General features: G+C 71.3%; 18 protein-coding genes and 1 pseudogene. 8 read left to right on the top strand and 11 right to left on the bottom strand.

Going from position 1 to position 19,641, the window contains the following annotated elements; genetic code table 11:
• Positions 1 to 183 precede the first annotated feature (183 nt).
• The 7 genes and pseudogenes from AC061S_RS23785 to AC061S_RS23755 form a co-directional block, all read right to left on the bottom strand.
• Positions 184 to 600, bottom strand: a pseudogene (locus AC061S_RS23785) (TniQ family protein); the annotation flags it as partial.
• Complete coding sequence (locus AC061S_RS23780; protein WP_478687939.1) at positions 600 to 1,739, bottom strand: ATP-binding protein; 1,140 nt, start codon at positions 1,737 to 1,739, stop codon at positions 600 to 602. The pseudogene AC061S_RS23785 and the gene AC061S_RS23780, both read right to left, overlap by 1 nt.
• Entirely contained in the window at positions 1,736 to 3,913 is a 2,178-nt protein-coding gene (locus AC061S_RS23775; protein ID WP_478687938.1) for a transposase, read from the bottom strand. The genes AC061S_RS23780 and AC061S_RS23775 overlap by 4 nt, the downstream gene beginning before the upstream one ends.
• Positions 3,910 to 4,569, bottom strand: coding sequence for a TnsA-like heteromeric transposase endonuclease subunit (locus tag AC061S_RS23770; RefSeq protein ID WP_478687937.1), 660 nt, complete (start codon positions 4,567 to 4,569; stop codon positions 3,910 to 3,912). The genes AC061S_RS23775 and AC061S_RS23770 overlap by 4 nt, the downstream gene beginning before the upstream one ends.
• A 277-nt stretch (positions 4,570 to 4,846) precedes the next feature.
• Positions 4,847 to 5,326, bottom strand: a complete 480-nt coding sequence (locus AC061S_RS23765; RefSeq protein WP_478687936.1) for an SAM-dependent methyltransferase — start codon at positions 5,324 to 5,326, stop codon at positions 4,847 to 4,849.
• 117 nt (positions 5,327 to 5,443) lie between these two features.
• On the bottom strand, positions 5,444 to 6,232 hold the full coding sequence (locus AC061S_RS23760; protein WP_478687935.1) for a hypothetical protein: 789 nt from the start codon (positions 6,230 to 6,232) through the stop codon (positions 5,444 to 5,446).
• A 399-nt stretch (positions 6,233 to 6,631) separates the two neighbouring features.
• Positions 6,632 to 7,267, bottom strand: coding sequence for a class I SAM-dependent methyltransferase (locus AC061S_RS23755; protein WP_478687969.1), 636 nt, complete (start codon positions 7,265 to 7,267; stop codon positions 6,632 to 6,634).
• Between the two features lie 299 nt (positions 7,268 to 7,566).
• Between AC061S_RS23755 and AC061S_RS23750 the strand changes: the two genes are divergently transcribed.
• The 5 genes from AC061S_RS23750 to AC061S_RS23730 all read left to right on the top strand — a co-directional run bounded on the left by AC061S_RS23750 (position 7,567) and on the right by AC061S_RS23730 (position 12,613).
• A complete protein-coding gene (locus AC061S_RS23750) occupies positions 7,567 to 8,364 on the top strand; it encodes an MHYT domain-containing protein (RefSeq protein WP_478687934.1) in 798 nt (265 codons plus the stop codon).
• Positions 8,365 to 8,479: 115 nt separating this feature from the next.
• Positions 8,480 to 11,134 carry a sensor histidine kinase gene (locus AC061S_RS23745; RefSeq protein ID WP_478687933.1) on the top strand — a complete coding sequence of 885 codons (2,655 nt, stop codon included), beginning with the start codon at positions 8,480 to 8,482 and terminating at the stop codon, positions 11,132 to 11,134.
• The gene (locus AC061S_RS23740; protein WP_243340590.1) at positions 11,134 to 11,577 is read left to right on the top strand and encodes a roadblock/LC7 domain-containing protein; all 444 of its coding nucleotides are present in this window, start codon (positions 11,134 to 11,136) and stop codon (positions 11,575 to 11,577) included. Before AC061S_RS23745 ends, AC061S_RS23740 begins: the two co-directional genes overlap by 1 nt.
• 11 nt (positions 11,578 to 11,588) lie before the next feature.
• A complete protein-coding gene (locus AC061S_RS23735; RefSeq protein WP_267757296.1) occupies positions 11,589 to 11,975 on the top strand; it encodes a DUF742 domain-containing protein in 387 nt (128 codons plus the stop codon).
• Positions 11,975 to 12,613 carry a GTP-binding protein gene (locus tag AC061S_RS23730; RefSeq protein WP_478687932.1) on the top strand — a complete coding sequence of 213 codons (639 nt, stop codon included), beginning with the start codon at positions 11,975 to 11,977 and terminating at the stop codon, positions 12,611 to 12,613. The genes AC061S_RS23735 and AC061S_RS23730 overlap by 1 nt, the downstream gene beginning before the upstream one ends.
• 82 nt (positions 12,614 to 12,695) lie before the next feature.
• Here AC061S_RS23730 and AC061S_RS23725 read toward each other — a convergent pair whose 3' ends face one another.
• Positions 12,696 to 13,124 carry a PPOX class F420-dependent oxidoreductase gene (locus AC061S_RS23725; protein ID WP_478687931.1) on the bottom strand — a complete coding sequence of 143 codons (429 nt, stop codon included), beginning with the start codon at positions 13,122 to 13,124 and terminating at the stop codon, positions 12,696 to 12,698.
• A 106-nt stretch (positions 13,125 to 13,230) separates the two neighbouring features.
• Here AC061S_RS23725 and AC061S_RS23720 point away from each other — a divergent pair, with 106 nt between their 5' ends.
• On the top strand, positions 13,231 to 13,629 hold the full coding sequence (locus tag AC061S_RS23720; RefSeq protein WP_243340556.1) for a roadblock/LC7 domain-containing protein: 399 nt from the start codon (positions 13,231 to 13,233) through the stop codon (positions 13,627 to 13,629).
• Between the two features lie 113 nt (positions 13,630 to 13,742).
• Positions 13,743 to 14,717: a DUF6397 family protein gene (locus AC061S_RS23715; RefSeq protein WP_478687930.1), complete on the top strand. Its 975-nt coding sequence runs from the start codon at positions 13,743 to 13,745 to the stop codon at positions 14,715 to 14,717.
• On the opposite strand, the gene AC061S_RS23710 is transcribed toward AC061S_RS23715, so the two are convergent.
• The 3 genes from AC061S_RS23710 to AC061S_RS23700 form a co-directional block, all read right to left on the bottom strand.
• A complete protein-coding gene (locus tag AC061S_RS23710) occupies positions 14,681 to 15,082 on the bottom strand; it encodes a YchJ family protein (protein WP_254381317.1) in 402 nt (133 codons plus the stop codon). The genes AC061S_RS23715 and AC061S_RS23710 overlap by 37 nt on opposite strands.
• Positions 15,083 to 15,116: 34 nt before the next feature.
• The gene (locus AC061S_RS23705) at positions 15,117 to 16,016 is read right to left on the bottom strand and encodes an acyl-CoA thioesterase (protein ID WP_478687929.1); all 900 of its coding nucleotides are present in this window, start codon (positions 16,014 to 16,016) and stop codon (positions 15,117 to 15,119) included.
• A 106-nt stretch (positions 16,017 to 16,122) separates the two neighbouring features.
• Entirely contained in the window at positions 16,123 to 18,645 is a 2,523-nt protein-coding gene (locus tag AC061S_RS23700; protein ID WP_478687928.1) for a DEAD/DEAH box helicase, read from the bottom strand.
• 145 nt (positions 18,646 to 18,790) lie between these two features.
• Between AC061S_RS23700 and AC061S_RS23695 the strand changes: the two genes are divergently transcribed.
• Entirely contained in the window at positions 18,791 to 19,582 is a 792-nt protein-coding gene (locus tag AC061S_RS23695) for a metal-dependent hydrolase (protein WP_478687927.1), read from the top strand.
• The last annotated feature ends 59 nt before the right edge of the window (positions 19,583 to 19,641 follow it).

The raw sequence follows: 19,641 nt of genomic DNA, 5'->3' as shown, positions 1-19,641 counted from the left end.
CACCAGCCCATCGCCCGGCAGTGTCAAACGAGAGGATTGCGCGAGCGGGAAGCCGCATCGGACAATCTGGCCGGTGCCGATTCCTGTAAGGCATACGCCGGGCACTGACCGTCCGGGTCGTCGGCCGCTGTGAACGGGCGGCGGTCGTCCGCACTTTGGGCAGAGATCCCACAGCAGGACGTCATGACGGGTGCAGGCGAAGGACCACGGCAGACGCCAGATCAGTTGCCATCGGCCTTGGTCTTCTTCCAAGCAGGCCGGACAGTAGCGGGTGTGGGTGCCGGCGAAGCGCCAGGCTGGCGGACGCCTCATTGTGCGGTTGTCTGGGCTGATGGAGACCACCAGGCCGTCCCACGGCTCAAGGGTCATGGAAGTGAGCCTGGCCGGTCCGATGCCGGTGCGCTCACTGAGCATTGCCCGCTCGTGGTCGGAGAGTCGGCAGACCAGCTTGGTCGGGCTACCTGAGGGCAGTGTGAGGAATCGCAGGAGTTCCTGAGTCGATACCGCCAGGCGTCGCGCGTACGCCTCCAGCCAGCTGTCGAGGGCCTCCCCGGGCAGCGGACTCACGCTGATCGGGATCCGGTTGGCGGTCCAGTTCATCAGGCCGGTTTCCTGCGACGGGCCGAAGTGACGGGCTTTGCGGTGATCAATCCGGCACTGAGCGCCGCGACGTACTCCTCGCGGGCGTGCTCTGCAGCTGCGTCATTCTTCACCTTGTCCATCAGGCCCTCGTCCAGGCGTTCCTGTCCGGTGCGGATCGCACGCAGGCAGCCGCGGTTGATCAATGTCATGAGAGAGGCGAAGTGTCCACTGGACCGGGCGAAGAGATAGCCAGCCAGATCGTTGGCGAGCATGCCGGGATATTTCTCGGCCAGGACGACTTTGCGTTCGATCGTCAGCAGGAGGTTGCGGAACTCGTGGCGGCCCTCGTCGTCATCGATCTGGAACGGCAGGATCGTGAGGGGCGTGGTACGGCGGCCGAACTGCGCGTTCAGCATCTGATCGGGGGACTCGCCTTCGCTGAGGATGCCGCGGTCGCGGACCCCGACGCCGACGTAGATCAAGGTGACCGGGAAGGTGTTGGCCAGGAACTTCAGATGGTTGGCCATCCGCACTGAGCTCGCGTTGGCCTTGGTGGGGACCAAAAAGTGAATGTCGTCGATCACGAAGACGGCCGTTCTCATGCTCAAGACCGCGTCCTTGGCCCGCTCAGCAAGGGTGTCGGCGTCTCCCGAGTCCGGCAGGCCGTAGAAGCGGCAGATCGCCGCGTTCAGGCCACGGATCTGCGTGTTGCCGGTTAGCGCGATATAGATCAGCGGAACTCGCCGGTCCCCGGCAGGAGTGGTCTCGCCGCGCAGGACGATCTGCTCGCGATAGTAATCGCGCCCGAACTCGCGCACCGCTGTGCTCTTGCCCAGCCCTGGGTAGGCGTCCACCAGCACCGCCGGCTTCGCCTTGTCGCTGTCCTGCCGGTTGGACTCGACGACTTCACGCAGGTCCTCGTGCAGAGCCAGGAGTTGAGGGGTCCTGATCGGACCGATGTTGGCGTGCCAGACCGCTCGACGGTCGTTGTACCGCAAGAGGTCACCCGCGGACAGGGCCTCGATCCCGGCTCTCGACAAGAACAGCGGTGGTACACGCTCGGGACCGTTGACCTCTTGGAGCCAGCCCGCCAGACGCGTCGGGGAATACAGTCGGTCGTCGCCCTCGAACGGCTCCTGCCTGACCGGGCCCGTCAACGTGATTCCCAGGCACCGGCGTAGAAGTCGTCCTCGTCGATGGCCGCGTTCTCCTCCCCGGGGAATGCCGCGTCGCATTCCCCGTCCTCGTCGTCGTCCCCGCCCAGATCTGTGTCCACCAGGTGCAGATCCGGTGCGGCGGCGCCTTCGTCAGGCTCGGCGGAGGGTGCGGCGTCGGTGTGCAGGGCGGTGATCCGCTTGGCCGTGGGCAGTCCCGCAGCCTCGTCGACGGTCTCGTCCTCGCCGAGCAGACGCAGGCGCTGCTGGGACAGTCGCACGGCCATCCGCCGCTCGACTCGGTCGGCGGCCAGCCCCGCGCCCCAACGCTCCAGCAGTTCGACCAGGGCGCGTCGGGTGTCGGGGAAGCGGTGGGTCTTCGCGGCGAGCCTACGTGCGTAGCCGACGGCCTCACGGCTGACAGGGCCGTTCATGGCCGGGGCGTGCTCCCACGGGAGCGCGTGCCAGGTCTTGTCTCGCGGATGCTGGAAGTAGACGCGGGTGATGTCTGCGGTGTCGACCGCGATCGGCCACTTGCCCGCGTTCGGCCCGCGCAGCGAGCTGGGAGTGTTGCGGTAGCCGTTGAGGGCGTCCCCGTTGTAGCGCAAAGTGTCGTACTCCACCCCGTAGTGCTGGATGGTGACATGGGCCTCTTCGAGGAACTCGAAGACCATGTCCGCGCGCGCCGGGATGGTCAGCGGTCCGGCCCGGTTGATGCCGTGTTCGAGCATCTCCAGTGGGCTCAGCTTCAGTTTGGGGAACTCGGGGACGGTCAGACCGCGGTGGTGGCGCCGGTGGTAGATCAGGACGATCCACTCACGGATGATTGCTTCGAGTTCGTCGATGAAGAAGAACGCCTCCTCCTCGACCTTCTCGCCGCGACTGTGCACGTCCGGCCCCTTGTAGCCGGGCAGCGCGGCCAGCAGGCCCTCACCCAGGGTCCTGAACCAGCGCTCGATCGGCTTGTCGGTGGGTGTGTACGGCCGGGCTGGCTGCAGCGAGATGCTGAACTTCGCGCAGACACTGCGGATGTGGTTCGACAGGTAGACCTTGCCGTGGTCGAAGACGATGGCCTCCGCCGCGACGCTCGGCAGCAGCGGCCGACCGTCGACAGCGGCGTCCACCAGCTTCTCCGCGTCCACCACCACGGTGGCGGGGATGCCGCAGTAGGGCAACGGCTCGACCTCGCCGGCAGCGGCCGGGCTGTGTGCACGGACCGTTTCGAACAGCACCCCGGCCACATCCACGGACTTCGTCGACACCGGCGTCAGCCTCAGGCCCGTGATGCAGCGGCTGTAAAGGTCCATAGCCACGGTCAGCTCGCACTGCACCCAACGGCAGGTCACCGGCTCCATCGCGAAGACGTCCAAGCGGTTGGTGTCCAGCACGATGTACTCGCCCGGCCGGGTCGCCCGCAGACGGCCGTAGGTGCCCTGCGGCCGGTTCGCAATCGACCGCTTGCCCTTCGTGCTGCCGGTGAACGCGTTCGTGCCCCGGTCCAGCTCACGGAGAATCGCATAGCCCGTCGTCCTGGCGGGGGACGGGACCGTGTCCCGGCCGTGGACCTCCGCCAGGCGTTCCTCGATCTCCAGCAGCAATAGGTCGCGAACCGGGCGGCTGGCCTTCACGTGCCGGGTCACCGCATCGCGTGCCGCGTCGACCCAGCGCGGGTCGGCCCGGTCCAGGACGTCGCGTGTGCGCCGTTCCTTCAGCAGCCCCGCCGGACCGGCCTCGGCCTGGACCGCCCAACGGCGAATCGTGCTCTCGCCCACCCCGAGCTCGGCAGCCTTGGCGGCGTACCGGTGCATCACCGGAACACTTGGCGCGTATTGCGGTCGCGGTTCGCCCTCCAGGGCCAACTCCGCGCAGCCCAACCGATAGCCCGTGAGTACCTCCTGGACATGCTGGTATTTGACCGTCAGCGCGTCGTCCTCATCCCCACTCAGCGTGCCCAGTACGGTCGCCAGCGCAGTCTCGGGCTCGGGCGCGTCGACCAGGATCCGGGTGGTGGGGTGCGACAGCAGCACCGCGGTGTCTATCTGGCGCCATTTCGGCTGCCCCAGGACTCCCAGCTGCTGCAGCAGCACCCGGCGTCCCTCGATCTCCGCGACGGTGAACTGCTCGCCATCGAAGGCCAACGGCAGCCCGGGCCGCAGTGTCGTCGTCCAGGCGCTCATGCCGTCCTCCGTAGCACTGAGTCGCCCGACAGCGGACGCGTCAGATCTGTGGTCAATTTCCCCATCCACAGCAGGGCCATCAGCGGGGGCCGGGCTTCGTGCCGCGGCCCAGCGCCAGCGAGCCTCCGCTCGGCATCCGCCAAGGTGTCCTCGTCGTGCACGCTCGCCCAGGCCCGCGCCACTTCCTCCTCTGGCACGACTCCCGGGCGCCGGTAGGCCGCCAGGAAGCGGACGTTCTCCAGGAACACGACGTCGGCCCCGGACCAGATCTCGTACTCCCAGCCGTGACGCTCGGTGATCTCACGGGGCCAGGCCAACACCTCCGCGATCTTCGGGTCGGTCAGCCGCTCAGCCGGCTTTACGTTCACCAACCGGGCCGTGCCCGACGCGGAGACCAGCAGGTAGTCCGGTACGTGGTGACGCGTCCGCGTTTCGACCCGAGCCACCAGACGAAACGGCTGAGCGTAGATCCGCTGCACCGAAGGGTCGAAGTCGGCCAGCAGCAGGCGGGCGAGCTCCAACCGGCTCTCGTGCACCACGAACGCACCCGTGGTCGCCGACGCGTACGACCCGGAAAAATGCAGGTCACCGTGCCGGGACCGGACCTGCCGCCAGGGCACTGAACCACGGAAGTCCTTCAGTCGGAGCCGGTCCACCGGATACGCCAGCGCTCCACCGTCTTCGTACCGAACCCAGGCAACCGGTTCCCCAGTACCTAAACGCCCCCGCCTTGCACTCTGTCCAGCCATACCTTCGACGGTAGGAGCGCCGCAGGCACCCCAGGCAGGAAGGATCAAATGTAGACCCCAACTGCCTGAAGTTGCCCGGAGCGTTGCACACCAAGTGCCGATATTGCTCATCAAGTGCTCATGATCAGCCGATATTGCTCACAGAATCGTGGACCCTACACAGCCCGCTCCCACCCCGCGCGACTCAGTAGTAGTCCCGCATCAGCTCCGTCGCCCACTCCGGCTGGCGGTGCTCACCGCGCGGGCCGAACTCCGTCATGTACGGCTTGAGGTCGAGCACCGGAGTGCCCGCGACCGCGTCCAGACCCTCCACGTGCAACTCGGGGCCGTCCGCCGCCAGTACGTCCACCTTCAGGACACGGCAGCGCGAAAGGCCCAGCCGGTTGGGCCGGTTCTTTCCGCGCTGGGCGAAGATGCCGACGAGCGGCCAGTCCGCATTGCCCCGGGGGTGCCGCGCGCCCGTCTCGATCTTGTCCTCCGGAACCCGGTCGAAGTGGAAGACCACCTCGACGTGCGAGAAGTCCTCCAGCCCGTACAGGGCTTGCGGACCGAACCACTCGGGGTCCAGGCGGATCACCGCCGTCTCCCGCCCCCAGTCGTCGTCGACGACCTCCGAGCGACCACCCACCACCACGCCCACCGGGACCAGTTCCACCGGATCCATCAGCGCATCCTCCCCCTCACGACCGGACCAGACACCGCATCCCACACATCCCGCACGGCAGTCACCCGCCGCACGCGCCCCACTCGCTCACCGCACCGCACCGCACGCCAGCCCTGTTCAGACCGGCCGTACGGCGACCCTGTCCAGCGCCGCGAGCAGCTCCGACAGCTCCGGAACCTCCCCGTGCGCCTCCTGCGGTACGGACAGCACCTCGCTCGGCTCCTCGTCCAGCAGGACGAACGCGGCCCCGCCGGTGCGGGCCACCAGAGACCATCCCGGCCCGTCGACGCGCAGCGTCCGCGCCTCGTCGCCCGCGAAGGACGACCGCACCCTGCCGGGCGGCGGCGGGTTCTGCGTGTATCCCAGCGCTTCCTCCAGAGCCCGCGCCAGCCCCGGGTGCGCGGCGGCCGCGGCCCCGCCGTCCGTGGCCACGCGCTCGCTCCAGTCGGCCCACTCCCGGGCGATCTGGTCGGCGCCCATCCGCCGTTGCACCGGACCCCAGGCCTCGGCCGACGGCGGGGCCAGCGGCACCCGCCCCGTGCCGTCCGCGCCCTGCTCGGGATCGTGCGGATCGGGGATCCCGGCCGTGGACACCGCGAGCGCCACCGGCCAGCCCGCCAGCGAGACCACGATGGACCGTTCGTCGGGGGACAGGTCGTATTCCATCCCGCAGTCCCACGAGGCGATGGCCATGGCCACGAGCGAGACGTCGTCGACCACCACCGTCCAGCGCGCGCCCTCCTCGTCCTGTCCCAGCACCAGCCCGTACCCGGCGGCCGCCGGCGGCACGCCCAGCAGCGAGCAGGCCTCGGGGTAGTCGTCACCCAGGATGCTCGGGAACTGCGCGGGGGTCAGCAGCACGGCGGTCAGTACGTACAGCGAACCGCCGTCCTCCTCTTCGGACACGTGGCCTCCCGGTCGTTCTCTCGTCGGCGCACCCTAACCAGCGGGTAACCACCGCGTCGAGAGCTGGCGGGAGCCGATTTCCACGCCCGCCACCTGCACGGAGGACTGACCGCCCGCCACGGTGGCGGTCGCACGGTCGCGCGCATCGACCCGGCGGGACCACCCGCCTCCTGGCGGCGGTGCTGTTCGGGTCGTCCTCGCCCGCACGCGCGGACACGGCCGTCATCTCCAGCGAGCGCATGTCCGTGGAGACAACCCCCGCGCGGCCGGCGTCCGGCGACCAGGTCACGATCACGATCAAGGTCACCACGGTCAACGACCGCGACTTCGTGTCCAGGGCAAGTGGCCGACGTAGGACGTCCGTTGGTCAGGAGATTCGTTGGTCAGGGGGTTCGTTGGTCAGGGCGTACGGACCGCCAGCGCGAGGAAGCGGGAGTCCTCGTCGGCGTACGAGGTCAGCCGCCAGCCCGAACCGGCCAGCAGCGGGCCGAGGTTGTGCTCGGCGCGCATGTCGTCCGCGGTCAGCTCGCGGCCGTGGCGGGCCGCGAGGGCCGCCCTGCCGATCGGGTGGAACAGCGCGAGCCGGCCACCCGGGCGGACCACCCGGGCGAGCTCGCGCAAGTTGGCCCCGGGGTCGGGCAGATGGGCGATGAGGCCGGCGGCGAACACCGCGTCCAGCGCGCCGTCGCGCAGCGGCAGCCGGGCCACGTCCGCCAGCAGCAGGGCACCCTCCGCGTCGCGGCCGGCCTCGTGCGCGGCGGCCAGCATCTGCGGGGTGACATCGGCGCCGAGCACCGTGCCCGACGGGCCGACGGCCGCGCGGAGCGCGGTCAGGGCCCGCCCGGTGCCGCAGCCCGCGTCGAGCACCCGGTCCCCGGGACGCAGCCCGAACTCGCCCACGGCGGTCGCGAAGGCCGGCCCGTCCCCGGGGAACTTGAGGTCCCAGCCGGCCGCGCGCGCCCCGAAGAACTCCTGGACGTGGCCGCGGTCCCGGGTCTGGTCCCGGGGCCGGTCCCGAGCGCGGTCCTGAGACAGGTCCCCGCGGGGCTCCTGCGCCGGCTCCTGCGCCGGATCCTGAGCCGGGTCCTGAGCCGGGTCCTGCGGCCGGCCCTGAGCCGGGTCCTGCGACCGGTCCCCGGTGTGGTCCTGTGTGCGGTCTTCGCTCATGTGCCCATGATCCCCCACCGGGGCTCCGGCACATGCCTGCGGAACGTGTGCAAGGTGGTACGTGGCGTGATCGAAGATGAACGTATCTCTGTCATATTCCAGCAGTTCCAGTGGCTTTCGAAATGCGGCCCGTGTTCGCTCCCTCACCCGGACTAGCTTCCGTGGCCATGGGACACCTGGACCACGCCGCCTACGGCTGGCTTACCCCCGCGCTGTCATACGTGATGGCTTCGATCGGCGCCGCCCTCGGCCTGCGCTGCACCGTTCGCGCGCTCGCCGCGACGACCGGCGCCTCCCGCCGCAACTGGCTCCTCACGGCGGCCTCGGCCATCGGCACCGGGATCTGGACGATGCACTTCGTCGCCATGCTCGGCTTCCACGTCACCGGGACCGAGATCCGCTACAACGTGCCGCTGACCATCCTCAGCCTCCTCGTCGCGATGGTCGTCGTCGGCGCCGGAGTCTTCGCCGTCGGCTACGGGAAGGACCGCGGCCGGGCCCTCGTCCTCGGCGGCCTCACCACCGGCCTCGGCGTCGCCAGCATGCACTACCTCGGCATGGCGGCCCTGCGCCTGCACGGCTCGGTCTCCTACGAGCCGCTCACGGTCGGGCTCTCCGTCGCCATCGCGGTCGTCGCGGCCACGGCCGCCCTGTGGGCGGCCCTCAACATCAAATCCCCGGTAGCCGTCGCCGTCGCCTCGCTCGTCATGGGCGGCGCCGTCAGCAGCATGCACTACACCGGCATGCTCGCGGTCGCCGTCGAGGTCACCCCCTCGGACGCGGCCCTGCCGGGGGCCACCGCCATGCAGTTCATCTTCCCGCTCGCCGTCGGCCTCGGCTCCTACCTCTTCATCACCTCCGCGTTCGTCGCCCTCTCACCGACCGCAGACGAGCGGGAGGCCTCCGCAATGGCCTCCGCCGACCTGCGCCTGGGAGAGCGGGGCGCCACCGCGCCTGCGGGCTGAGGCGGCCCCAGCCCCCGGCCGTCGCCGCCGTCACCTCCGCGCCACCCCTGCCACCGCCACCGCCACCGCCCCCGCGACCGTCACGTACGTACGCACCGCCCGGAACGAGGAGCCCATGCGCAGACCCCGCAGAACACCGGAAGCGGCGGCGTCGCGGCCGCCCGCGCCCGCGCCGGCGGGCGGCCGCGGCAAGGGGCCGGGCCGCCGGGCACACGCCGGACCGCCCGCCGAGGAGCCGGCGGAGCACGAGGCCTCCGGCGTGCTCGCGGCGATACCCGGCGCGGCCGGGGGCGGTGGCCGCGGTCCGCGGCTGCGGCTGCGTCCCGCCACCGTCCGAGCGAAGATCGTCTCGCTGCTGATGGTGCCGGTGGTCTCCCTGCTCGCCCTCTGGGCCTTCGCGACCGTCGACGCGGCCCAGGACGTCGCCCGCCTCAGCCGCGCCCAGCGCGTCGACCGGGAACTGCGGGCGCCGGTGGAGACCGCCGTCACCGCGCTGCAGGCCGAACGGCGCACGGCCGTACGGCTGCTGGCCGACCCCACCGGCGGCCAGGCGGCCGCGGCCCAGGCCCCCGGTCAGGCCGCCGCCCTGGACGAACAGGCCCGCCGCACCGACGGGGCCGTACGGGCCCTGCGGCTCGGCGACCGCAACACCGTCGCCGACTCCGGCGACTACCGCACCGACATCGTCATCCGGCTGCGCGCCTTCGTCGCCGCCTCCGAGGGCCTGGGCCCGGCGCGCAAGGACGTCGCCGAGCACCGGGCGACCCCGGAAGCGGCGTACGAGACCTACACCCGGGTGATCGACGCGGCGCTGGAGGTCGGCGGCGCCCTTTCCGGAGGAGGCCAGGGCGCCGAACTGGGCGTCGACGCCCGGGTCCTGCTGGAGTTCGCACGGGCCGGGGAGCAACTTTCGCGGGAGGACGCCCTGCTGACGGCGCCCGGGCCGCGCACCGCCGAAACGCTTCGCCGGCTGACCGGCGCGGTCGAGACCCGACGGGCCCTGACCGCCTCCGCCGCCCGGGACCTTCCGGCCGCCCAGCAGGACGCCTGGCAGTCCGTGGCCAAGAGCGCCGCCTACGCCGATCTCACCGGGGCCGAGGACCGGGCGCTGGCCGCCGCGGCCGGTGCCGGGGCCGCCGGCCCGCCCTCCGGCTGGGAGGCGGCGTACACCTCCGTCGCCGGCTCGATGCGGGAGATCACGGACGCCGCCCACGCGGCATCGGCGGACCGCGCGGACCCGTTCGGCGCGGGCGCGCTGAGTCCCGCCGGAGCCGCCGTCGTCCTGGGCCTGGCCGCCGTGGCCGCCTCGCTCGTCATCTCCGTCCGCATCGGCCGGGCCCTCGTCGTCGAGCTGGTCTCGCTGCGCAACACCGCGCTGGAGATCGCGCACCGCAAACTCCCCCAGGCCATGGACCGGTTGCGGGCCGGCCAGGACATCGACGTGTCAGCCGAAACCCCGCGGGCCCCGGCCGCCGACGACGAGATCGCCCAGGTCGGCGAGGCCCTGGCCACGGTCCACCGGGCCGCGCTCAGCGCCGCCGTCGAACGCGCCGAACTGGCCAGCGGCGTCAGCGGGGTCTTCGTCAACCTCGCCCGGCGCAGCCAGGTCCTCGTGCACAAGCAGCTCACCCTGCTCGACTCGATGGAGCGGCGCGCCGACGACCCGAACGAGCTCGGCGACCTCTTCCGCCTCGACCACCTCACCACCCGGATGCGGCGGCACGCGGAGAGCCTGATCATCCTGTCGGGCGCCGCCCCCGGGCGCGCCTGGCGGATGCCGATCCCGCTGACGAACGTCGTACGGGCCGCCGTCTCCGAGATCGAGGACTACCCGCGCGTCGAGGTCCGCCAGCTCGCCGAGGCCGCGGTCGTCGGCGGAGCCGTCGCCGACCTCACCCACCTGCTGGCCGAACTCATCGAGAACGCCACCCAGTTCTCCCCGCCCCACACCAAGGTCCGGGTCAGCGGAGAGCCCGTCGGCGCCGGCTACGTCCTGGAGGTCGAGGACCGGGGGCTCGGCATGGGCCGCGAGTCCCTCCAGGAGGCCAACCGGCGCATCGAGCAGTCCGAGGCGCTCGACCTCTTCGACAGCGACCGGCTCGGGCTCTTCGTGGTCAGCCGGCTCTCGGCCCGCCACGGTGTGAAGGTGCACCTGCGCATGTCACCGTACGGCGGCACCACCGCGGTGGTGCTGCTCCCGAACTCCCTGCTCCAAGGCGCCCTCACGGCCGCCGCCCCGCAGCCCGAGGAGGCGAGCCCTGCGGCGCCGGCGCCAGAGCCGGTCCCCGAGCCGGTCAGGGAGCGGTTCAGGGAGTCGTCCCAGGCCGTCAGCGTCGTACGGGACGACGTGCGCGGGGTCCCGGTCCCGGACCGGAGCCCCGTACGGGAGGAGCCCCGCCCCTCCCCGGTGGCCCCGCTCCGGCCGCGCGGCTCCGCGGGCGCGGTTCCCCGTACGCCCGCCCCGGCGGTCGCGGCGGCCCCCTCGGGCCCGGCCGCCTCGGTCACCGAACTGCCGCGCCGGGTGCGGCAGGCGAGCCTCGTCCCGCAGCTGCGGGAGGCCCCCGCCCCCAAGGCACCGGCCGGTGTCCGGGGTGCGGAGGCGGCGCCCGGACGCAGCCCCGAGCAGGCGCGCGAGCGGATGGCGGCGTACCGGGCGGGCTGGGTGCGGGGCACGCAGGCGACCGGCGAGGCCGGCGCGGACGGCCCGGGCAGTGCGGGCGGCACAGGCGGCGGCACAGGCAGTACTGGCGAAGGCGAAGGAGCACGATGATGATCGAACATCAGAGGATCGACCTCGACGGCGTCCGCAGGTCGGGCGAACTCGACTGGCTCCTGGACGACCTCGTGGTCCGGGTGCGCGAGGTCCGGCACGCCGTGGTCCTGTCCAACGACGGCCTGGCGGTGGGGGCTTCCAGCGCGCTCAGCCGGGAGGACGCCGAGCACCTGGCGGCCGTGGCCTCCGGTTTCCACAGCCTGGCCAAGGGCGCGGGCCGGCACTTCCACGCCGGTGGCGTGCGCCAGACGATGGTGGAGATGGACGAGGGCTTCCTCTTCGTGGCGGCTGCCGGAGACGGATCATGCCTGGCCGTGCTCAGCGGGGCCGGAGCCGACATGGGACTGATCGCCTACGAGATGGCCCGGCTGGTCAAGCGGGTCGGCGAGCACCTGTACACCCCGGCGCGGTTCGCGGCGCGGCCGCCGGCCGCCGGTTGAGGGCGGCGGCCTTGAGCACGAACGGGCGGTGGTACGACGCCGACGCGGGCCCGCTCGTCCGTCCGTACGCCATGACCGGCGGGCGCACGAAGCCGGGACCCCACGGGGTCCGGTTCGACCTGATCGCGCTGGTCGTCGTGGACCCGGCGGGAACGGACGAGGCGGCCGAGTCCCTGCTGGGCCCGGAGCACCGGGCGCTGCTCGGCCTGTGCCGGGACGAGACCCAGTCGGTGGCGGAGCTCGCGGCGGACGCGGACCTGCCCGTGGGCGTGGTGCGCGTGCTGCTCGGGGACCTGCTGGAGGCCGGACACGTCAAGGTCAGCCGGCCGGTGCCGCCCGCACAGTTGCCGGACGAGCGGATTCTGCGTGAAGTCATCGAGGGATTGCGAGCGCTGTGATGGGACTGCACGACAACGGGTCGGCACCGGCCGCCGAGGGCGGCGAGGAACTGGCCGCGCTCGCGCTGAAGATACTCGTGGCGGGCGGCTTCGGCGTCGGGAAGACGACCCTGGTCGGCGCGGTCAGCGAGATCCGGCCGCTGCGTACGGAGGAACTGCTCAGCGAGGCCGGGGAACTGGTCGACGACACGGGCGGGGTCGACCAGAAGACGACGACCACCGTGGCCATGGACTTCGGGCGGATCACGATCAGGTCGGGGCTGTCGCTGTACCTGTTCGGGACCCCGGGGCAGGACCGGTTCTGGTTCCTGTGGGACGAGCTGTCGCAGGGGGCGCTGGGCGCGGTGGTCCTCGCCGACACGCGGCGGCTGGAGGACTGCTTCCCGGCGGTCGACTACTTCGAGCACCGCAAGATCCCGTTCGTCGTGGCCGTCAACTGCTTCGCGAACGCGCGGCGGTACGCCTCGAACGAGGTCGCGCGGGCACTGGACCTGGATCAGGGGACGCCGGTGGTGCTGTGCGACGCACGGGACAAGGACTCCGGGAAGGAAGTGCTGATCCGGCTGGTGGAGTACGCGGGACGGGTGCACACGGCGCGGCTGCTGGAATCGGTGGAACCGCGGGCCGATTCGGTGTGAACCGGCCCGCGGCGAAGGTGTGGTGAGGGCTCGGGCGGTACGGGTTGGGCTGGTACGGGTTCGGACGGTATGGGCGACGCCGTCAGTCGGCCACGCCGGCGGCCGAGATCACCTTGTCGATGGTGACGCGCACGAGGAGCTCGCCGGGGACGGCGTTGCGACGGCCGAAGGCCTCGCCGTTCTCGGCTCCCATGTAGCGGGCGCCGATCCTGGTCGACCAGGGGAGCATCGCGTCCAGGTCCTCGCTGAGCTCTGCCCGGCCCTGGAGGATCACGTAGGAGAAGGGCGGCCGGTCGTCGTCCACGCAGAGGGCGACGCGGCCGTCGCGGGCCAGATTGCGCCCCTTGACGGTGTCCTTCCCGGTGTTGAACACGAAGGATTCTCCGTCGAGAACGAACCAGATGGGAGCGATGTGAGGGCTTCCGTCCTCACGGACGGTGGACAGTTTCCCGGTGCGGGTGGAGCGGGAGACGAACTCCCGCCATTCCTCTTGAGTCATCTTCTTCACCATGGGTCCATCCTCCTTGCCGGAAAGCCGCTGGTGGGGAAGGCTGGCGGCACGAGTACACGGGGTGGGGCGCGGCCGGACGGGCCGCGTCGACGGGGAGGGACTGTAGATGGCGCTGGACAAGCAGCTGGACTGGCTGCTGGACGACTTGACACGGCGGGTGCAGCAGGTGCGGCACGCGGTGGTGCTCTCCAACGACGGCCTGGTGACGGGCGCGAGCGCGGGGCTGGCACGGGAGGACGCGGAGCACCTGGCGGCCGTCGCGGCGGGGCTGCAGAGCCTGGCGAAGGGCTCGGGGCGGCACTTCAGGGCGGGTGAGGTCCGTCAGACGATGGTCGAATACGACGACGGAGTCCTCTTCGTCATGGCGGCGGGTGCGGGCAGCTGCCTGTGCGTGCTGAGCGCCTCCGAGGCCGACATCGGGCACGTGGCGTACGAGATGACGCTGCTGGTCAACCGGGTGGGGGAGCACCTGGGTGTCGCGGAGCGGCGGATCACGGGCGGTTGAGGCCGGCGGGCGGCGCGTTCCGCCCTTTCGGAGTTGTCCACAGGCTCTGCGGGGCGTCGTTGCTCTGAGTTACGTTCTTCACACACAGTAATCACTCTGGTGGGGAGATCGTGATGATGCAGACGGTTCAGGCGCCGCAGGTGACGCACATGGCGTACATGGCACACACGGCGCACGTGACGGACATGGCTCAGGTGGTGCGGGCGACGCCGACGGTGCGGATGGCTCCGATGGCGCGGACGGCCAAGGTGGAGTCCGTGGGGTCCGCTGGGTCCGCGGAGTCCGTGGTGGCGGGGTGCGGCGAGGTCGCCGGACTGCTGGGCGGCGGTCGGGCCGCCGGGGAACTGGGGCTGAGCCGTGGTGAGTTCGCCCGCGCCGTCCAGTTGGGCATCGTACGGGCCGGACCCCGAGGGGCCGCCGGGGCCGCGCGGTACACCCGGACCGAGCTCGACCGGGTCCGGTCCGCCGAGGGGTTCCCGGACACGCTGCGCGAGCGTGTGGCGACGGTCGCGGGAGCGGAGGCCGGGGCCGCCGCCCTGGGGGTCGGCCCGAGCAGGTTCACCCGGCTCGCACGCTGCGGACACCTCGCTCCGGTGGGATACCGGATCAACCGCTACCGGTTGGTGGTGTGGCTCTACCTGACCGCGGAGCTGCGGGACTTCGCGGCCCGTGAGCCGGGGATGCTGCGCGGGAGCGCGCCGCCGGGGGACCGGGAGCTGATGGCGGCCAAGGCGGACCTGCGCCCCCGGAAGTGGCGCGAGCGGCACGTCGGGCTACTGCTGAGACGGACCGCCGACCCCTGGGAACGGGCTGCCGTACTGGCATCCGTGCTCCCCGAAGACGACCTGCGCGCGACCGTGCCCGACGCGGCGGAGCGCATCCTGCTCGGGGCACTCGCCCCGCCCCCGCCCTACGGGCACCCGCAGGTTCCGGCGGCCTCCGAGGTGGCGGCCCGGCTGCTGCGGGCCGGGCCACCGGACGAGATCGGCTGGTACCGCACCAGCCTCGACTTCGCCCTGACCGGCGCCAGGGGTCAGAGGGGTCAGGGGTGTCAGTCGAAGTCGACGGGGGAGAGGGGGCCGACGTAGACCCAGGCCCCGTTCTCCCGGGCGAAGGAACTGTGCTCGTGCAGGGAGCCGGTGTGCCGGCCCTCGCGGTAGTGCGCCCGGAACTCCACCGAGCCCTCCGTCTCGAACATCCCGCCGCGCTCGGTGGCCAGGATCTCCAGGCGTTCCCAGCGCTGCCCGGGATCCAGGTCGAGCACGCCCGGCCGGGTCGACGGGTGCCATGAGCGCAGGAGGTAGGCGGTGTCCCCGACGGCGAAGGCGCTGAAGCGGGAGCGCATCAGCAGCTCGGCGGTGGGCGCCTGACGCTCGCCGGAGTGGAAGCGGCCGCAGCACTCCGGGTAGGCGGCGGGCAGCCCGCAGGGGCAGGGCAGAGCCGGGGTGGGCATGGGAACTCGCTCGGTTCTTTCGAGGATGGGGGGACTACTGGGGCGACACGGCGGGCTTGGAGGCCTTGGCGCCGTAGGGACGGAAGAGCCCCTCCTGGACCACCGACACCAGCAGCCTGCCTTCGAGGTCGTAGATGCGGCCGCGGGCCAGGCCCCGGCCGCCGTGCGCGATGGGCGACTCCTGGTCGTACAGGAACCACTCGTCCGCCCGGAACGGCCGGTGGAACCACATGGCGTGGTCGAGGGAGGCCATGTCGAAACCGCGCATGCCCCACAGGGGTTCCACGGGGATGCGCACGGCGTCGAGGAGGGTCATGTCACTGGCGTAGGTGAGCGCGCAGGTGTGCACGAGCGGGTCGTCGCCCAGCGGGCCGACGGCGCGCATCCACACCGCGCTGCGCGGATCGGCGCCCTTGAGCTCCGCGGGGGTCCAGCGGAGCCGGTCCACGTAGCGGATGTCGAAGGGCTGGCGGCGGGCCATCCGCTCCAGCGCCTCCGGCAGCGTGCCCAGGTGCTCGCGGATCTCGTCCACGACCTTCGGGAGCGTGTCCGGGTGCGGGAAATGGCGAGGACGCAGCTGATGCTCGATGCTGCCCTCCTCCGGGTGATGGAAGGAAGCGGTCAGATTGAAGATGGTCTTGCCCTGCTGGACCGCGGTGACCCGGCGGGTGGTGAAGGAGCGCCCGTCGCGCACCCGCTCCACCTGGTACACGATCGGCACTCCGGGGATGCCGGGGCGCAGGAAGTACGAATGGAGGGAGTGGACCGGCCGGTCGCCCTCCGTGGTGCGGCCGGCCGCCACCAGCGCCTGGCCGGCGACCTGGCCGCCGAAGACGCGCTGGAGGGACTCCTGGGGGCTGGCGCCCCGGAAGATGTTGACCTCGATCTGCTCCAGGTCGAGCAGATCGACCAGCCTCTCGGCGGGGTTCGTCATCAGAGGATCTCCACTGTCGGGCCCGGCGGCCGTGGCGGCGCCGGTCGGTTGCGGGTCGGGGGTCGGTTGCCGGTCGCGTGCCCGGCCGGGCGGAGCCGGGGGAAGGTCAGAGCTGGCCGAGTTCGCCGACCGAGGTGACGCGCAGGACCGCCCGGCCCTCCTCGTCGGAGGCGGCGAGGTCCACCTCGGCGCTGATGCCCCAGCCATGGTCGCCGTTCGGGTCGGCGAAGGTCTGCCGGACGCGCCACAGGCCGTGCGCCGGGTCCTCCTCGATCTGGAGCAGCTTGGGGCCGCGCGCGTCGGGGCCCGTGCCCAGGTCGTCGTACTCGTCCCAGTAGCCGTCCATGGCCTCGCCCCAGGTGTCGGCGTCCCAGCCGGAGTCGCCGTCCAGCTCGCCCAGCACGTTGACGTGGTCCAGGGCGGCCAGCTCCACCCGGCGGAACATGGCGTTGCGGACCAGGACGCGGAAGGCGCGGGCGTTCGCGGTGACCGGCTTGACCTGGTCGGCCTTCTCCTGGGCCTGCTCCGCCGTCTCCACCTCCGGGTTCGCCAGCTGCTCCCACTCGTCGAGCAGGCTGGAGTCGACCTGGCGGACCAGCTCGCCGAGCCACTCGATCAGGTCCTGGAGGTCCTCGGACTTGAGGTCGTCGGGGATGGTGTGGTCCAGCGCCTTGAAGGCGCTCGCCAGGTAGCGCAGCACGATGCCCTCGGTGCGGGCCAGTTCGTAGTACGAGGTGAACTCGGTGAAGGTCATCGCGCGTTCGTACATGTCGCGGATGATCGACTTCGGGGAGACCGGGTGGTCGCGGACCCACGGGTGGCTCTTGCTGTACACGTCGTAGGCGTGCAGGAGCAGCTCTTCGAGGGGCTTGGGATAGGTGATCTCCTGGAGCCGCTCCATCCGCTCCTCGTACTCGACCCCGTCGGCCTTCATCGCGCCCACGGCCATGCCGCGTTCCTTGTTCTGCTGGGCGGCGAGGATCTGGCGCGGGTCGTCCAGCGTGGACTCCACCACCGAGACCATGTCCAGCGCGTAGGAAGGGGACTCCGGGTCCAGCAGGTCGAACGAGGCCAGCGCGAAGGTGGACAGCGGCTGGTTCAGCGCGAAGTCCTGCTGGAGGTCGACGGTCAGCCGGATCGTGCGGCCCTCGGCGTCCGGGGTGTCGAGCTTCTCGACGACACCGCCGTCCAGCAGCGAGCGGTAGATGGCGATGGCCCGCCGGATGTGGCGCAGTTGGGCTTTGCGCGGCTCGTGGTTGTCCTCGAGCAGGTGGCGCATCGCCTTGAAGGCGTCGCCGGGCCGGGCGATGACCGACAGGAGCATGATGTTGGTGACCTTGAAGCGCGAGGTCAGCGCCTCGGGGTCGGCGGCGATGAGCTTCTCGAAGGTGATGTCCGACCAGGCCACGAAGCCCTCGGGGGCCTTCTTGCGGACCACCTTGCGGCGCTTCTTCGGGTCGTCGCCCGCCTTCGCCAGGGCCTTCTCGTTCTCGATGACGTGCTCGGGCGCCTGGGCCACCACATAGCCGGCGGTGTCGAAGCCGGCCCGGCCGGCGCGGCCGGCGATCTGGTGGAACTCGCGGGCGCGCAGCGTGCGGACCCGGGTCCCGTCGTACTTGGTCAGCGCGGTGAACAGCACCGTGCGGATCGGGACGTTGACGCCGACGCCGAGGGTGTCGGTGCCGCAGATGACCTTCAGCAGACCGGCCTGGGCCAGCTTCTCCACCAGGCGGCGGTACTTGGGCAGCATGCCCGCGTGGTGCACGCCGATGCCGTGGCGGACGTACCGGGAGAGGTTCTGGCCGAACTTGGTGGTGAAGCGGAAGTTGCCGATCAGCTCGGCGATCTTGTCCTTCTCCTCGCGGGTGCACATGTTGATGCTCATCAGCGACTGCGCCCGCTCGACCGCCTGGGCCTGAGTGAAGTGCACGATGTACACCGGTGCCTGCCGGGTCTCCAGCAGCTCGGTGATGGTGTCGGTGATCGGCGTCGTGACGTACTCGTAGGACAGCGGGACGGGCCGGGTCGCGGAGCGGACCACCGAGGTGGGCCGGCCGGTGCGCCGGGTCAGGTCCTCCTCGAACCGCTTCATGTCGCCGAGCGTCGCGGACATCAGCACGAACTGCGCCTGCGGCAGCTCCAGGATCGGGATCTGCCAGGCCCAGCCGCGGTCCGGCTCCGCGTAGAAGTGGAACTCGTCCATCACGACCTGGCCGATGTCGGCGTACTTGCCGTCGCGCAGGGCGATCGAGGCCAGCACCTCGGCGGTGCAGCAGATCACCGGCGCGTCCGAGTTCACCGAGGCGTCGCCGGTCAGCATGCCGACGTTCTCGGTGCCGAAGAGCTTGCACAGGTCGAAGAACTTCTCCGAGACCAGCGCCTTGATCGGCGCGGTGTAGAAGGTGACCTTGTCCTGGGCCAGGGCCGTGAAGTGCGCGCCCGCGGCCACCAGGCTCTTGCCGGAGCCGGTCGGGGTGGACAGGACCACGTTCGCGCCCGAGACGACCTCGATCAGCGCTTCCTCCTGAGCCGGGTACAGGGTGATGCCCTGGTCCTCCGCCCACGAGGAGAAAGCCTCGAAGAGGGCGTCGGGGTCGGCGTTCGGCGGGAGCTGATCAATGAGGGTCACACCCCCCATCTTGCCTGGCTTCCCCCCGGATCAGGGAACCGGCGGACAGAAGGAAGATCATCGGCGGTACGCTGTGCCGTCGATGCGGCCCGAACGACACCGTCAACAGGGCCCGACCAGCACACCACCGGGGCGGGAAACGACCATGATGGGTCCGGCGCACTCACTGTCCGGGGCAGCGGCCTGGCTGGGGGTGGGTGCCGCGGCGGCAGCCGCCGGACACCCGATGCCCTGGCCCGTCCTCGTCATCGGCGCGCTCATCTGCGCCGGAGCCGCCCTCGCCCCCGACCTGGACCACAAGTCGGCGACGATCTCCCGCGCCTTCGGCCCGCTCTCCCGGGGCCTGTGCGAGGTGGTCGACAAGATCTCCTACGGCGTCTACAAAGCCACCAGGGCCCCGCGCGACGCCCGCCGCACCGGAGGCCACCGCACCCTGACCCACACCTGGGTCTGGGCCGTCCTGATCGGCGCCGGCTCCTCCGCGCTCGCCGTCACCGCGGACCGCTGGGGCGTGCTCGCCCTCCTCTTCATCCACCTGGTCCTCGCCGTCGAAGGCCTGCTGTGGAAGGCCGCACGCATGTCCAGCGACGTCCTGGTCTGGCTGCTCGGCGCGACCAGCGCCTGGATACTGGCCGGCGTGCTCGACCAGCCCGGCAACGGCTCCGGCTGGCTCTTCACCGCCCCCGGCCAGGAATACCTGTGGCTCGGCCTGCCGATCGTCCTCGGCGCCCTGGTCCACGACATCGGCGACGCCCTGACCGTCTCGGGCTGCCCGATCCTGTGGCCGCTGCCCATCGCGGGCAAGCGCTGGTACCCGATCGGCCCGCCGAAGATGATGCGCTTCCGCGCCGGAAGCTGGGTGGAGCTCAAGGTCCTCATGCCCGTCTTCATGCTCCTCGGCGGAGTAGGCGGAGCCTCCGCCCTCGGCTTCTTCTGAGGCCGTCGAACCAGCCCCGTCCGGACGCCGCCTCCCCGGAAGTCCTTCGCGGCGGGCCG

The organism is Streptomyces sp. CA189 (genome assembly GCF_056428985.1).
Note: the sequence above shows the minus strand (reverse complement) of the source record. Positions and strands in the feature narration are given on the sequence as shown.